Origin of the sequence: Alloactinosynnema sp. L-07 (genome assembly GCF_900070365.1) — a bacterium.
In the GTDB taxonomy this organism is placed as follows: Bacteria; Actinomycetota; Actinomycetes; order Mycobacteriales; family Pseudonocardiaceae; genus Actinokineospora.
Map to the genome: position 1 here is coordinate 256688 of NZ_LN850107.1, position 14535 is coordinate 271222.

Here is a 14535-nt window from a genome sequence, read left to right on the forward strand (position 1 = left end):
CCGATCCGAGGAAAGCCGCTTTATGATCACGCCGCTGGCCATCCCCACGGCCCGTGTCTCTCCCCGCCCGCTGCCGCCGAGCAGCCTGGACCTGCTCGTCGCGGCATCAACCCGCGAAGGCCGGGCACGCCACCTCCGCGACCTGCTGACGGGCGCCGACGCCGACGGATCGGTCTACCTGGTCAACCCCAAAGAGGTGCGCGCGATGCTCAATCACGGCATCGACCCGCAGCTATACCTCGCCTACCGCGACATCATCGCGCCCCGGCCCAAGACCGGGCAGCCGCTCAACGGCGCAGCAGGCACGCACGCCTGGTTCGCTGACCTCGTCGTCTACACCGCTGCGAACCTCAATGACAGCCCGGAACTCGGCCGGTCGCTCGGCCACTGGAACACCCCGGCACAGGTCGAAATCTTCCAGTGCCTGTCCGGACGGGTTCTCATGCTGCACACCAACATCGACGACGACGGAAGATCCACAATGGACTACCACGTGTGCCGGGCCGGTGACCACGTCGTCATCCCGTTCGGTGCCTGGCACCTGACCGTCGTCCTCGACGCCCCGGCGGCGGTGTTCAACGTCTACACCGACGTCGCCGACCTGCTGACCGGACACACCAGCCGGGAGGCGGTCGACAGCGACCTGAAGTACCGAGTCGCGCCCGCGCCCGAGCTGACCATCACGCGCACGGCCTCGAAGATCGCCGTGGTCGGCTCCGAACGCGAGCTCACCGAGCGACCTCTGCGACACGGTGAATCCCCGAGCTGGGCCGAGGCCCTGCTGATGCCCTCCGGGCTCGCCGCGCTCTACCGCCACGCGCCAGCCGCCGAACTGGCCAGGCTGGAGGAGCACGCTGCGCATTTCGGGCACCGCCCCGTCCCCGCCACTGCGCCATGACGAGCCCACGCGAGCACCAACCCGCGCCCACCGACGCCTCCTGTCCGATCCGGCCGCTGATCGGCTACGCCGCACCCGCACGCGCGACGCGCCGCTTCGCCCAGGGCACGGCCAGCGTCACCCTGCGCGCCGACCGCGACGAGCTGATCAGAGGCACGGAGACCACGCTCTACTCCTACGCACGCACCAGAACCTCAGCCAGCCGATGGACCATCACCCTGCACACCGCCGTACCCGTCGACCAGGTCGGCACCGCCGTCCTGTTCGCCGACGCCACCGACCACGACATCGGCCCTAACCTGCAGGCCCAGTCGATCAACGTGCCCGGCGGCCGGGCGTTCTGGATTCGCGACCACGCCACCCTCGTGCACCTCGACCACCTGCTCGGCGCGATCACCGTGCACGCCGGTGACCTGGACGCCGCGCGGTTCTTCGCCGCCCGACTCGTGCGACAGGCCATGACCGCCCAGCTTCTGGAGCACGACGCGATCTACGCGCACACCGCCGCGCTCGTGCGCGCCGAGCACGGCCTGCTGATTGCCGGGCCGAAGGGCGCGGGCAAGACCACCACCCTGCTGAGCACGCTGCGGCTTGTGGGCGGGGACTTCGTCACCAACGACCGGCTCCTGCTCCGCCGCGACCCCGACGGCGACGGCACGGTTGGCTACGCCTGGCCAATGCACCTGCGCGCCACCGTCAGCACGCTGCGCGCCGTACCAGGGATGACCAGGTTCCTGCCCGCCGAACAGCACCAGAACAGCCCGGCCAGCCAGTCCCCGCCCAGCGGCAAGATCGCAATCGAGCCGGGCGATCTACGGGACGCGCTGCCCGATACGCGGATCCTCGGCGAGGTCCGGCCCACGCTGATGCTCTGGCCCTACCGCAGCGCCAGCGACCTCCCGCCCGAACCAGTGCCGCCGACCGAGGTCCGCGATGTCCTGGTACGCACCCAGTTCTTCATGCACGATCCGGTCACCCGAGTCACCTCGCACCGCAACCACTGGCTCCTGCCCCCTGACGAAGACCGGACCGCACTCGCACTCACCGCCGTCGCTGACCAGCTCGCCCGGACCGTGCCGTGTGTTCGGATCCCGGTCACCGACTCGCCCACGACGCTGGCAACCCGCGTGACTGCCCTACTCGACCACCCATGCACCCGACCGGCCGAGCCGGGTGGTCGGGGATGACCGACCGACGGACAGGCCGCCTCGCTGAGGACGCCATCCGGGCCCTGTGCTGGGGCACCGCCGCCGACAGCCACGAGCCGATCGCCCATGCCGTGGTCGCCGAACTGGGCGCGGTACTCGAACAGACGGTGCGGTCGAAGACGCTCTGCCTGCTGGCCGCGTACCTGCACGACAACCCCATCCCCGAGCTGGATCGCACGGTGACGCGGTTCCTCGGCAACACGCTGCGAACCAACCGGTACAAGACCTACGCCTGCCGCATCGCCGCGCTCGCCGACACCGCGGCGTTGCACACCGCCGGCGTTTCCGTCGTCGTGCTCGGCGGGCTCAGCGTGGAACACGTCCTCTACGCCAGCACCGGCGCCCGCCAGTTCAGCGACATCGACCTCCTCATCGCGCCCCACGACACCGAACGCGCGCACGCCGTCCTCCGCACCCAGGGCTACCGTCCCGGCCGGGACGACGGGACCTGGACGCGGCAGACCGGCGACCCGATCGTCCCGCTCATCGTCCTCGACGTGGCCACGGCCCTGCCCCGTGCAGGTACCGAGGACGACGTCCCCGAGCTGCTGACTCGCTGCACCGGGGTCACCGTTTCCCTGCACGACCACCCGCTCCCAGTCCTCGCGCCGTCCGATGCGCTCAACCACACGCTGGCCCGGCTCGCGGCTCGGCCGCGCTGGGCCCTCGCCGCCGATGCGATCCGCCAGGTACGTGCGACCGCGCCGCCCACCCCGCACCACGCCGACGTCCTCGCCGGCTGGTCGGTGCTGCGCTCACATTGGCCGCTGCTGCCCGACGCCCCGGCCCGCCTCCCCGTCGATGAGGAGCCGCACCGGTGATCATCGCCTTGGCCGGGCTGCCCGGCGTCGGCAAGACCACGCTGGCCGAGCAGCTCGCCAGCCACATGCCCGGCGCGCTGCTGCTTCGCAAAGATGCCGTCCGGCACGCGCTGTTCGGCACCGAACACACCACCTACACCCGCGACCAGGACGACCACTGCGTCCAGGTCCTGTTCGCCACCGCGGTCTGGCAATGGCTGCGCATTCCCGACACGACCGTCGTGCTCGACGGGCGGACCTGGCTGGCCCCCGGCCAGGTCGAGGACCTACGCGCCTTCGCCGCCACGCACCAGCAACCCTTGCTGCTGCTCGAATGCGTCTGCCCGGTCGACGTCGCCCACGCCCGGCTGGCCGTCGATCAGCTGCACGGTCATCACCCAGCGGCCAACCGCACCCCGCAGCTACACCAGGACCTTGCCGCCACCGCCGTGCCGATCACCGGCCCGAAACTGCTGCTTGACACCGGAAAGCCGGTCGCCACCAACCTCGACATCGTCCTGCGCCACCTCGACGCCCTCGCTGCGTCCGGCGCCGTGATCCGTCCACCGGCCCCGAGAACCGTGGAGACCTCGTGAGCACCGAACTGCCAGGATTGCTGCTGATCGCGCAGGCGACCGTCGAGCACGGCGCGGAGTTCCTGCGCACCCACCGCCCCCGCACCTGCACCAGCAAAGGTGACCGGGACATGGCCACCGACGTCGACCTCGCCATCGAACGGATCCTGCGTGACGAGTTGACCCGAGCCACCCCCGGAATCGGTGTCCACGGCGAAGAAGAAGGCGGCCCGATCGGTGGCACCCGCTGGGTCATCGACCCGGTCGACGGCACCGCCAACCTCACCCACGACATCCCGCTGACCGGCATCTCCCTCGCCTTGGTCGTCGACGAGGACCCTGTGCTCGGGGTCATCGCCCTGCCCCAGCTCGGCCGCACGTACTGGGCAGCGGACGGCCTCGGAGCCTGCCGAGACGGCCATCCGATTCGCGTCACCGGCCCGGCGCGCCTGGCCGAGGCGATCGTCGCGATCGGTGACTACGGCACCGGACTCGGCGCCGCCCCTCGCAACGCGACAATGCTGGCGATCCACGCCGCCCTGGCGCCCCGAGCGCAACGCATCCGGATGCTCGGGTCTGCCGCTGCCGACCTCGCCCTGGTGGCCGACTCCGCCCTCGGCGCGTCGATCACCCTCGGCAACCGCACCTGGGACATGGCCGCCGGAGCCGTCATCGCCCGCGAAGCGGGCGTCCACGTGACCGATCTCGACGGCACCGACCACACCACTGCCTCACGCTGCACCATCGCCGCCGCACCGGCCCTGATCGAGGACATCCTCGACATCGTCCAGCGTGCGAGCGCGATCAACGGCTTCACCGGCGAGGAGGCCGTGGCGTGCTGATCACCTTCGAGGGCCTGCCCGGAGCGGGCAAGAGCACACAGAGCCGGATGCTCGCGAGGTGCCTGGAAGCCAGCGGCCACCCCGTCACCGTCGTCCCTGACCTAGCCACCCTGGACACCGATCCCGTCGCGGCCACCCTCGTCGACCTGCTGCGCACCAGCGGCGACCCCTTCCTGCGCAGTGGCGACGCCATCACCGACACCATGATCACCGTCGCTATCCGGGCTGACCTCGTCGCCACCGTCCTCGATCCGGCTCTGGCCGAGAACCCCGCCGCCGTCGTGATCGAAGACCGCGGCATCCACACGATGGCCTCCTACGCGATCGCCGCCCTTCTCCGCCAGCACCGCGCCCCGACCGACGTCGCCCTCGACTGGCTGAATGCCCTCACAGCCCTGGCCGGGCCGCGCCCCACCCGAGCGCTGTGGCTGCGGGTACCCCCTAACGTTGCCGCCCGTCGCGCCGACGAACGCGGCGGAGGCCGCCGCCCCGCATTCACCAGCGAGCAACGCGCCCACCTCACCTGGATCGACCACGCCTACGCACTGCTTGCCGAACGCGACCCCCAGCTCGCCGTCCTCGATGTCACCGACCTCGACCCGGTTGGCACCCACCTCGCCATTCACGCCACCTTGCGTCAGATCAGCCAGACGGGCGACATCGACCTGAGCCAGTGCGAGGGGCACCACGAAACCGCCGAACCCGTCTCCTACGCTGGCCACGCCAGACCCCGTCCATCCGTGTCGAGCCGAAACCGAGAGTCCGAAACGATGACCACGTTGGCCAGCCACCGCGAGCACACCGCTCCCACCGACCTGCTCAACGCCCTGCGCACCGCGCGTGCAGTCGGAGCCGACGCACTGGCCGCCACGCTCCACGAACACGGGCTGCACGCACTCGACGGTGGCCGCAACAACGACGTCTTCGCCTGGACCGCGGCCACCACACCGATCTGCATCAAGCTCTTCAAGAAGACCGACCGGCAGCGCGTCGAGCGCGAATGGCACGGCCTCATCCACGCCAGCAGCCTGGGCAACGCACCGAAACCCCTGTGGCTCGACGAGGACACCGAACAGCCGGCCCTCGGCATGACGTTACTGCCCGGCTCCCCGATCCTCGATGTTCTCGACCCGGCATCGGCCATCACGTCGCTGGCCAAGGCCACCCGCGCTCTGCAGAACGTTCCGCTGAGCGAGCCGCTGGCCAGCCTGGAGCGCGTCGACTCCATCGGCCACTACATCGCCCGGCTCACCGATGTCTGGCCCGGCCAGCTCGCCGACTCCACCGACGATCCCCAGACCCCGGACATGCTGGCCCTCCTGCGCCGCTGGGAGAACAGCGGCGACGCCGAACTGCTCGCGCGGCCCGCCACGCGCGTCTACTCCCGCGGCGACGCGAACCTGCTCAACTGGCTCCACGACGGCGAGACCACCTATGTCGCGGACTTCGAGTTCAGCGGCTTCTCCGATGTCGCCGTCGACGCCGCCGACCATATTGAGCACATCAGCGCCCGAGTCATTCCTGACGACGTCTGGGGCAGCGCCGAAGCCGATCTCGGCGTCACACCGGGCAACCGTGCCCGATTCGACGCCGCGCGGCGCACGATCGCGCTGCGGTGGCTCGCCGTGCTGTGGAAGCAGCGCACCAAGCGGGTCGAGGAGTTCACCGCTCTGCACGAGCGGGTGCGCGCCCTCCAAGGCTGAATCACGACTGCCCATCGCCCGCCAGCGACGTCAGAATGGACGCCGCGTCGAAGTCGCCAGCGCCGAGCATCGGCACGACCGCGAACAAACCGGCCGCGAGCAGCCGTGTGTCGGCAAACATCGCGAGGCCGTCGAGTTCCTCCAGTCCTACCCGGCGGAACAAGTGCTCCGGCTTTTGGGTCACCTCATCAGGGTCGGCTATAAGGCCGACGTACTGGTGATCGACATGCACGTGACGATCCCCGTAGTGCGCATCCGGCGGCACCGGCTGCTCGGTCATCCACCACGGCATCGTCAGCGCCGTGCGCGGAAACGCGGGCGGGACCGCCGGACCAGGGGGCCGCACCAATCGAACCCGTCGGCCAGTTTCCTCTTCGACCTCGCGGAGTGCGGCATCAACCTGCGACTCGCCCAGTTCGACGTGACCACCGGGGATCATCCAACGCCGCAGGCGAGGATGCTCGATCAGTTCCAGACTCCACACTCCATCGACCAGCCCGGAGACGAATACGCTCGATGTGAAGTGCTTGATCACTCGATGAGTTTGCCAGGTCCAATTGGGGACGGCCTGAATGCTCGGCCTGGCCTACACCGTCAGGCAACTGGACGAGGACAGGTCACGGCGAAGCTTGGGCTTGGAGTTGCAAGAGGTCCGATTCTCACGCGACGTTGCTTGACGACTCCCTGAACTTCACCGCCAAAGGCTCTGCCCACGAACTCGTGCAGCCCGACTCAGCGCGCCCGGACTTCGTTGCCTGCAGCCAGTCGGCGCACGTAAGCGCGGATACGGTCGCGGTCCTCTGGAAACACGCTCTCCCACGTCTCATCCAAATCGACCCACTTCGAAGGCTGTTCGCTCTCCCCGCCCAACGGCTCGTCACGGCCGACGATTGCGGCGTAGGACAAGCTCAACGTGGGCGTCCAGTCAGAACGAAACGATCGAACCGCGACTGCGGCAGGCGCAGGCAGGAGCTCGCCCGCCACGCCAGCCTCTTCCGCGAGTTCACGAATCGCGGCGACCCGCGGTGTCTCACCCGGCTCGACCTTCCCTCCAGGCGGAACCCACCCGCGCACACGGTGCCGCACGAGCAGCACGTGACTGAAAGTGGGGTCGGCGACCCAGACCTCGGCCGCAAGGGGCTCCGTCAGCGTCGGGCGGGCGCGCAGCCACGCCTGGGCGTCATCGAACTCCATCGCAGCAAGGCGAGCATCGGTGACAGCCGCTTCCACGGTCAACTGATCAATCATCCGACCAAGCCTATGCCGACGCACCTGTTCGTGACATTGCGCAGAGTGACGTTATTCTCCGCGCTACCTTGGGCGCCCGAGCGGAACCAGCGCACGCCATCGCTCATCGTCTACCCTGCTGGTACCCCGGACAGCGAACTGGCGGGCCGCGCCATCTACAAGACCCACAGCAGGTTCGTCCTCACCTACGACCCGGCCGGATGATGTCGTCGCCGGTCTGCGACTTCGGTGTCAGGCAGAGGCGCGGCCTGACCGTTGCCGTGGAGCGTCGCGAGGTGGTCATCAAGGGAGTGGAAGTCCCGCCGTCCGCCAGGGGCTGGCCAACAGCGCGCTGGTGTCGGGGTCGAGTCGTCCGGCGAACGCCTGCGAGATCGCCGCGCCCCACAGTGCGTTGACGACCGCTGTGTCTGTGGGTGACTCGTCGACGGCGTCCTCGGCGGCTGGAACGGTCTCCCAGTACAGGCAGCGTGCCCGGAGCGGGAACCCCCACGCGATCGACGCCCCGGTGACCGCGTCACAAGCCGCTTCCCAGCGTTGCTCGTCGATTTCCGCGCACACCCGGCCCATCCGGCGCACAACCGCTGCCGGCGTGGCTTCGGCATGGCGCAGGATTCGCAGCGCGGCTTGGGTGTGCGGGCCGTAGGCGTCAGTCGCGGTGTATCGCGATGGGAGGCAGGTCTGCCGCCACGGAGCGGTGAGCAGTTCGTAGTCGGCGGTTCCCGCGTCGTCGTGGCCTGCCGCTGCGATCGCCAGTCCGGCGTCGAACACGGGCAGGACCACCTTGTGCCAGCCGGAATGGTCCGGTGGCGCCTGCCGTGCGAGCAGGTAGGGGTGGTGCAGCACGGCGATCGGGTCGTCGAGTTCGGCGGGCATCGGCAGGCCGAAGGTGTCTTTCCATCGGATCCATCGGGAGGCGAGCCGTCCGGCCAATTCGGGGTCGGTGATCTGGGCGATGGTCCTGTCCCGGACGGCCTGGCGGTCGGAGGCGCGTTCCTCGCCGAGTGAGCCCATACGGGTGATCTGCTCGAAGGTCAGGTTGGCGATGGTCACGTCGAGCTGTCGCCATTGCTCGCCGCGAGGGTGCTGGGCCAACAGCGCGCGTCCCAAGTCGTCGCGACTGCGGCCCGGACCGGAGGTGCTCATCGGTTCAGGATGGCAGCCCCGATCTGCGCACGTCGGTGCAGGTCAAGGGTCCGGCGTGGCGGCAGGCCACGCGGCGGCCTGACCGGCTTTCGCAGCGGTGAGGTCAGCGAGGGCTGTGCGGGCCGCAGAGCCCCTCTGTGGCGCGGCGTTTGCGGGTGACGTAGGAGTAGGGGCATGGTGACCGCGGTGGTGTTCGACGTGGGCGAGACGTTGCTGGACGACTCGCGCGAGTGGGGTGCGTGGGCCGACTGGATCGGCGTGCCACGTCATACCTTCTCGACCGTGCTGGGTGCGGTCACCGCTGCCGGCCGGGACAACGCCGAGACGTTCCAGTACTTCAAGCCGGGCTTCGACCTCGCCCGCGAGCGGCGGCTACGGGAAGAGGCCGGACTGGGTGAGCGTATCGAGGACGGCGACCTTTATCCCGACGTCCTGCCCGGCTTGGCGCGGCTGCGGGAGCTCGGCTTGTGGGTGGGGGTGGCCGGGAACCAGACTGCCCGCGCGGCGGAGCTGCTTCGTGCGCTGGGCCTGCCGGTGGACCAGGTCGCGACCTCGGGCGAGTGGGGTGTCGCCAAACCCTCGCTCGAGTTCTTCGCGCGCGTCGCGGAGATGGTGCCCGACGGACCCGGCGAGACGGTGTACGTGGGTGACCACCGGGACAACGACGTGGTGGCGGCGAAGGCGGCGGGGTTCCGCACGGCGTTGATCAGGCGTGGCCCGTGGGGCCACCTCTGGGCTGACGACCCGCTGGTGCGTCGCGACGCCGATTGGGTGATCGACTCCCTGCATGACCTGCCCGATCTGCTGGCTCCGCACTAAGCGCCCGGCCGGGCATCAACGGGCACGTGCCCAGGCGGCGAGGTCGAGCAGTCCCGTGCTCGGGGCGCTGTGAGTACGCAGCAAGGTCGACAGCGAATGGCGGACCTGGGGATGGGCGCGGGTGTGCTCGGGCGCGGCCTGGCGGGCGGCTTGCAGGCACAGGTAGGCGTCCTCGTGACGACCGAGCGTGAGCTGGGCGCGGGCGAGGTCGATGAAGTAGTGGGAGCGACGTTCGGCGGGCAGGGTGTCGGGCGGGTGCCAGGCCGCCGCCCGTTCGATGCCCAGGGGATCGCGTAGTTCGACGGCGACGGCGAGTTCGTGGATGCGTAAGGAGGCCGGGCCGAACGCGGTGCCCTGGTAAACGCCCTCGGGGACGCCGGTCGCGGCGCGGCGGGCTTCGCGCAGGTGGTCGGCGGCGCGATCGGGCTTGCCAGCCCGGCCTGCGACGACCGCGGCGCGCATGTGCAGGGCGCCGAAGGCGGCCGAGGCCGAGGCGGTGTCGAGGTCGGGCACGTGGTCGGCGGCGAGTTCGAGGGCGCGGGCGGCGGTGTCCAGGTCGCCGTTGGCGAAGAAGGTCTCGGTGCGCACGTACGCCACTGCGGCCAGCAGTAGTGGGTCCTCGGCGAGCTGGGCGGCCGAGCGCATGAGGTCGATCAGCCGCGCGGACAGGTCCAGGTAGCCGAACTTGAAGGCCACGCCGTCGGCGGCGCGCAGCGCCAGGGTGAGCAGGGCTGCGGCGTGGCGGCGGTCGGTGGTGTCGCCGAGCTGGCCGGCGCGGGCGAGTTCGGTGATGAGGTCGGGTAGGCGGCGGGCGAGGTTGCCGTAGCGGGATTGCAGCCGGTCGTCGCTGGCGCGGGCGATGTCGCCGTGCAGGCCGGCCGGGGTCCTGGTGGGCCCGTCGTCGGGCAGGTCCAGTCGGTCGAGGGCGCGGCGCAGGCGCGGGATCGCGGCGTGGATGACGTCGACCTCGGCGACGGGTTCGCGCTCGTGGCTGTCGCTGGTGGGTGGTGCCGGCGGGATCAGCTCAACGCCGATCGGTGCTGGGGTCAGGACCGCAGCGGAGGTGGGCTTGCTGGAGCGTCGGGCAGTGCGGCGCAGCAGGCCGTCCAACTCGTCCAGGGAGACCTGCAGGGCGCGGGCGAGGCCGGGTCGCTGCCACGGCTGGGGCGATTGGACGCCGCGTTCCCATCGGCCGATGGTGGTGCGCTCAACCTTCAGCGTGACGGCGAGGCTTTCCTGGGTATAGCCGGCGGCTTCGCGAGCAGCGGCCAGCGGAGTGAGTGGCCGTGCCGCCATCGCGCGTCCCCTTCCCCCGGTCCCTCCATAGCGCACAGTACTCGCCCGTTTCCGCAGCGTACGGCCGGTATCGCCCCATGAGTGCCTCACCGGCGCCCCGCAGCCGACCACCAACCACACACGGCCGGACGCCGAACACCCACTCGTTTAGGTAACACAGCCGATCTCGGCAGGAAAACCCTGCTCAGGTGAGGTGCCGCCCCGTAGACGCCTCGCAGCCGCCGCACGGTCGCTCTGGTGATCGCGGCGGACGACGCCGTTGACTGGCCTCGGGCCTGCGGTGGCCGCCCCCCGACCGGTCACCGCAGGCCGTACTCGACCCCCGGCCGCCTGACTTAGCGGAAAGTGAGCTTGGTTCAGTGCAGATGCACGAGGTGATGCTGACGCAATCGCCCCTGCCGATCGACTGGTCGAGCACGGTGGTCCGCTGATGGCGCACAAGATCACCGTCGAGCATTCGTTCGAGTCCGGGCACCGACTGCCACACCTGGGTGGCAAGTGCGTGAGCCTGCACGGCCACTCCTGGTCGGCCGCAGTGACGGTGAGCGCCCCGGAGTTGAGTCCCGAGGTGACCGTGGTGGAGTTCGGCGCGCTCAAGGTCGGGCTTCGGCGGTGGATCGACGAGCACCTCGACCACGCCTCGATGCTCGGCGCGCGCGACCGGCTGATCGAGCCGCTGATCGCGGAGGGCAGCCGGGTGTTCTGTTTCGGGGTCGAGCGCCCGGCGGACGTTGCCGAGCAGTTCGCCCGCGGGCTGCCGTGGCCCACCGTGGAGGCCGTCGCGGTCCTGCTGGGGCGGGTCGCCGAGAGCGTCTTGGCCGGGCTTTCTCGCGCTGACGGCGCGAGGGTCGAGCGGGTCCTGGTCCGCGAGACCCGGCTCAACACCGCCGTCTACGAGCCCTCGGTGCCGCGATGAGTACCGCAGGCACCGGTCGCCGGACACGGGCAGGCCCGACCTGACGTATCCCTTCGACATCGCCCCCTCCGTCGATCGTGAGAAGCACCATGACTACCACCTCGCCCGCCCTCGGCCCGCTCGTCGCGGTGTATGGCCTCGTCGGACACGACGATCGTCTTCTGGTCGTCCGCGACTCCGACGCCACCAGGTACCGGCTGCCGGGCGGCCTCGTACGAGCCGGCGAAGCTGTCGAAGACGCCCTGCGGCGCATCCTGCGGGAACAGGTCGACGCGCACGTGGCCCACCTGGACTTCTGCGCCGTCGTGGAACTGCGTGACCAGCACGTGGGCACGCAACCCACCGTCTTCGAGCTGGCCCTGCTGTTCGACGTGACCCTCACCGACCCCAGCGCGGTCGGGGTCGACCACGGCGAAGCGCGCTGGTTCACCGACACCGAACTCGGCCACTTGGACCTGCGGCCGACGGCCCTCGCGGATCGGGTGCGCACCGGTGGACCGACCCGCGAGCAGCCGTGGTGGCCCGCCCGGTCCTGACCGGACGTCCACCGCATGTTCATCCGGCGCCATGCCCCGGCCAAGAAGCAACCCCGAAGGAACCATGTCGTCGGCACTTGACCTCACCGCCGCCCTGCCGGCGGCCCACGCCGCGACCGACCTTGCGGTCGAGCACGTGCTCAGCCACCCTCCACGCAACATCCGGTACAAGGGAGACCGCAACCCGGTCTCCGAAGTGGACGAGACCGTCGAACACCTTGTCCGGCTACGACTGAGCGCGCGCGGTCACGCCGAGATCGGGTTCGTGGGGGAAGAGACCGGAGCGGTCGGCAACCCGGACACCTACTGGGTGCTCGACCCCATCGACGGCACGATCAACCACCAGCACGCCAACCCGCTGTGCGCCATCACCCTCGGCCTGGTCCACCACGGCCAGCCGGTCCTCGGCGTCACCGCGCTGCCTTTCCTCGGCCACCGTTACTGGGCGATACAGGGCCACGGTGCCTACCGCGACGGCGACCCGATCAGCACCTCCACCACCGACGCCCTCAACAAGGCCCTGGTCGGGTTCAGCGACTACGGCAGCGGTGCCGACGAAGGGTTGCGCGACGTGCTGTGCGCCGCCGTGGACCGCGAACTCACCGCCCGAGCTCAAGGGCTGCGCCGGTACGGCTCCACCGCGCTGGACCTGGTCTGGGTCGCCGACGGCACCCTGGACGCCTGCGTGCTGCTCGGCAACCACACCTGGGACACCGCGGCCGGCGCCGTCATCGCCCGCGAGGCCGGTGCCCTCGTGCTCGACGCCGACGGCAGCCCGCACTCGACCAAGTCGCGCTGCGCGATCGCGATGACACCGGGGCTACGGGACGAGGTGTTGCCCTTCCTGCGGGTGCTGCGCGGTAGCCGCTTCTGGCCCGATCGCAACGAACCCGACGGCTTCGACCACCTGGCAGCTCCTCTCGGAACCGAAGCCCTGCCGTGAACGGGGAGAACGCCGTGGTGATCCTGCCGACTCAGCGCCGCTCACCCGAAGTGCCACTGCCCGCACCGGCCCAAGCCGCCGACACTCCCGCAACCAGCGTCGACCACAGCGCGCTGACGCAATACCTGCCCAGCTTCGGGAATCCCCCCGCAGCAGGGCTTCCGGCTCACCCACTGGACATCGAGCAGGAACGCGCCGCCGCACTCCGGGCCGCCCTGCAAGGACGCCGCACCGACGACGAGCATCTCGCGCATCTGGACCGCGTCCTGCAGGCTCTGCGCCACATCTGACCAGAACAGGCTCCACATGACTGCCGACCGCACCGCACGTCCGAGCCGTGAGGTGACCACCTCCACCCACCTCGGGGCATGGGTCGCGCCGCATCCCTCCGAACTGCCCGACCTGCGCATTCAGATGTGCAAGCAGGTGCTCCAACCACCCCATAGCCGGGAATTCATGATGCGCGTCGTCGGCGGAAGCAGCCCGCTGATCCCGACGATCTCCGGCCCGCCCGAAGAGACGGCCGCCATCGACATCATGGGTGGGATACTGATGGCGCGCTGCGAGCAGCGACGGCTGCGCCAGGCGCAGCTGTACTGGGTCGACGAGGACATGACCTCGCTGGCGCTCGCGGCAGCGGCCACCCCATCCCACGAGCCGGTCCGGGCCCGTCGAATGCCAGCCGAAGCGGGGCTGATGCTCTTCGCCCACCCCGTCGGCAGCCTCGATGTCGACCTCGCGACAGCGTTGACCAGCCCGTGGACCACCGCTGCCCCCGAGCTGGACGAGGACCTGCGGCTGACCTTTCCCGTCGTGGGCGTCTCGTGGTCGCGGTGGAGCCCGGCCGACCTCGACCTGGACGGCGCCCCCGGCAGGATCCGCTGGACACCCCGCACGCCGCAGGGCGCAGCGCCCTTGACGCCCGAGTTCGACGGCGTCTGGTTGACCTTCTGGACCACAGGAAACAAAGGCTGGGACATCCTTCCCTTGGACCGACCTCTGGCCATCGACAACCGCGGCGGCGGGATGCTCACCGCCGTGGACCTGGTCGCACGAGAAGCTCAGGCGGGGTTCGCCCGGCTGCAGACCTACGACGAACTCGTCCTGCGATTCGACCAGCCACTGCCCCGTCCCGATCCGGACAACGGAAGCCAGTGGGCGCACGTGGTCTACACCGCGTGGCAACTGATGGGACAGACCGGTAACGCCCAGCTCACCGAGACCGAACCCGTGCCCCGACCACGCCAGGGCCTCAAACGCGACAAGCGAGCCGACATCCTCGGGCCCAGCACCGTGCAGCTGGTTCGAGTGCACACCCGCCACCGCCCCTCGGCGCAGGCCAGCGCCGAGGACACGGCAGCCTCCCACGGCCGCCGCACACCGCAATGGACCCGCCGCTGGCCGGTCCGCCCCTACCGGCGAAACACCTGCCTCAACCCCCGCGCCCACACCGACGGCGGATGCGAACACGAGGAGCGAGTCGTGCCCGCCCACATCAAAGGGCCTGCCGACAAACCCCTCGTCACGACGGACAGGGTGCACATCTGGGACACCCCGCCTCCACCGCAACCGTGACGGTCCACGACCTCCCGACCCTCGAAACGTCCG

Annotated in this window: 17 protein-coding genes; 13 read left to right on the forward strand and 4 right to left on the reverse strand. The window is 70.1% G+C overall.

Annotation, left to right across the window (positions count from 1 at the left end):
* Positions 1-22 precede the first annotated feature (22 nt).
* Genes BN1701_RS01210 through BN1701_RS33850 form a run of 6 tightly spaced genes read left to right on the forward strand, consistent with a single transcriptional unit; the run spans position 23 to position 6026 of the window.
* Entirely contained in the window at positions 23-898 is an 876-nt protein-coding gene (locus BN1701_RS01210; protein ID WP_054044626.1) for a hypothetical protein, read from the forward strand.
* On the forward strand, positions 895-2085 hold the full coding sequence (locus BN1701_RS01215) for a hypothetical protein (protein WP_054044629.1): 1191 nt from the start codon (positions 895-897) through the stop codon (positions 2083-2085). Before BN1701_RS01210 ends, BN1701_RS01215 begins: the two co-directional genes overlap by 4 nt.
* Positions 2082-2927: a nucleotidyltransferase family protein gene (locus BN1701_RS01220; protein WP_054044631.1), complete on the forward strand. Its 846-nt coding sequence runs from the start codon at positions 2082-2084 to the stop codon at positions 2925-2927. The genes BN1701_RS01215 and BN1701_RS01220 overlap by 4 nt, the downstream gene beginning before the upstream one ends.
* On the forward strand, positions 2924-3502 hold the full coding sequence (locus BN1701_RS01225) for an AAA family ATPase (protein WP_054044633.1): 579 nt from the start codon (positions 2924-2926) through the stop codon (positions 3500-3502). Before BN1701_RS01220 ends, BN1701_RS01225 begins: the two co-directional genes overlap by 4 nt.
* Positions 3499-4323, forward strand: coding sequence for an inositol monophosphatase family protein (locus tag BN1701_RS01230; RefSeq protein WP_054044636.1), 825 nt, complete (start codon positions 3499-3501; stop codon positions 4321-4323). Before BN1701_RS01225 ends, BN1701_RS01230 begins: the two co-directional genes overlap by 4 nt.
* A complete protein-coding gene (locus BN1701_RS33850) occupies positions 4317-6026 on the forward strand; it encodes a phosphotransferase (RefSeq protein ID WP_082859595.1) in 1710 nt (569 codons plus the stop codon). Before BN1701_RS01230 ends, BN1701_RS33850 begins: the two co-directional genes overlap by 7 nt.
* Position 6027: 1 nt before the next feature.
* Here BN1701_RS33850 and BN1701_RS01240 read toward each other — a convergent pair whose 3' ends face one another.
* Together BN1701_RS01240 and BN1701_RS01245 are read right to left on the reverse strand one after the other, a co-directional pair.
* Entirely contained in the window at positions 6028-6561 is a 534-nt protein-coding gene (locus tag BN1701_RS01240) for an NUDIX domain-containing protein (RefSeq protein WP_054044638.1), read from the reverse strand.
* A gap of 197 nt (positions 6562-6758) precedes the next feature.
* Positions 6759-7274: an NUDIX domain-containing protein gene (locus tag BN1701_RS01245; protein WP_172803171.1), complete on the reverse strand. Its 516-nt coding sequence runs from the start codon at positions 7272-7274 to the stop codon at positions 6759-6761.
* 45 nt (positions 7275-7319) lie between these two features.
* Here BN1701_RS01245 and BN1701_RS01250 point away from each other — a divergent pair, with 45 nt between their 5' ends.
* Positions 7320-7478, forward strand: coding sequence for a hypothetical protein (locus tag BN1701_RS01250; RefSeq protein WP_157367711.1), 159 nt, complete (start codon positions 7320-7322; stop codon positions 7476-7478).
* 78 nt (positions 7479-7556) lie between these two features.
* Here BN1701_RS01250 and BN1701_RS01255 read toward each other — a convergent pair whose 3' ends face one another.
* Entirely contained in the window at positions 7557-8417 is an 861-nt protein-coding gene (locus BN1701_RS01255) for a hypothetical protein (RefSeq protein ID WP_054044643.1), read from the reverse strand.
* Between the two features lie 174 nt (positions 8418-8591).
* On the opposite strand from BN1701_RS01255, the gene BN1701_RS01260 reads away from it, so the two are divergent.
* On the forward strand, positions 8592-9236 hold the full coding sequence (locus BN1701_RS01260; RefSeq protein ID WP_054044645.1) for an HAD family hydrolase: 645 nt from the start codon (positions 8592-8594) through the stop codon (positions 9234-9236).
* A 15-nt stretch (positions 9237-9251) separates the two neighbouring features.
* On the opposite strand, the gene BN1701_RS01265 is transcribed toward BN1701_RS01260, so the two are convergent.
* Positions 9252-10532 carry a helix-turn-helix transcriptional regulator gene (locus BN1701_RS01265; protein ID WP_054044647.1) on the reverse strand — a complete coding sequence of 427 codons (1281 nt, stop codon included), beginning with the start codon at positions 10530-10532 and terminating at the stop codon, positions 9252-9254.
* Between the two features lie 430 nt (positions 10533-10962).
* Between BN1701_RS01265 and BN1701_RS01270 the strand changes: the two genes are divergently transcribed.
* The 5 genes from BN1701_RS01270 (at position 10963) to BN1701_RS01290 (ending at position 14502) form a co-directional block, all read left to right on the forward strand.
* Positions 10963-11448, forward strand: coding sequence for a 6-carboxytetrahydropterin synthase (locus BN1701_RS01270; protein WP_054044649.1), 486 nt, complete (start codon positions 10963-10965; stop codon positions 11446-11448).
* An 89-nt stretch (positions 11449-11537) separates the two neighbouring features.
* A complete protein-coding gene (locus BN1701_RS01275; protein ID WP_054044651.1) occupies positions 11538-11984 on the forward strand; it encodes an NUDIX domain-containing protein in 447 nt (148 codons plus the stop codon).
* Between the two features lie 64 nt (positions 11985-12048).
* Positions 12049-12927, forward strand: a complete 879-nt coding sequence (locus BN1701_RS01280) for an inositol monophosphatase family protein (protein WP_054044653.1) — start codon at positions 12049-12051, stop codon at positions 12925-12927.
* Entirely contained in the window at positions 12924-13217 is a 294-nt protein-coding gene (locus BN1701_RS35140) for a hypothetical protein (protein WP_157367712.1), read from the forward strand. Before BN1701_RS01280 ends, BN1701_RS35140 begins: the two co-directional genes overlap by 4 nt.
* A 16-nt stretch (positions 13218-13233) precedes the next feature.
* The gene (locus BN1701_RS01290) at positions 13234-14502 is read left to right on the forward strand and encodes a hypothetical protein (protein ID WP_054044656.1); all 1269 of its coding nucleotides are present in this window, start codon (positions 13234-13236) and stop codon (positions 14500-14502) included.
* Positions 14503-14535 lie beyond the last annotated feature (33 nt).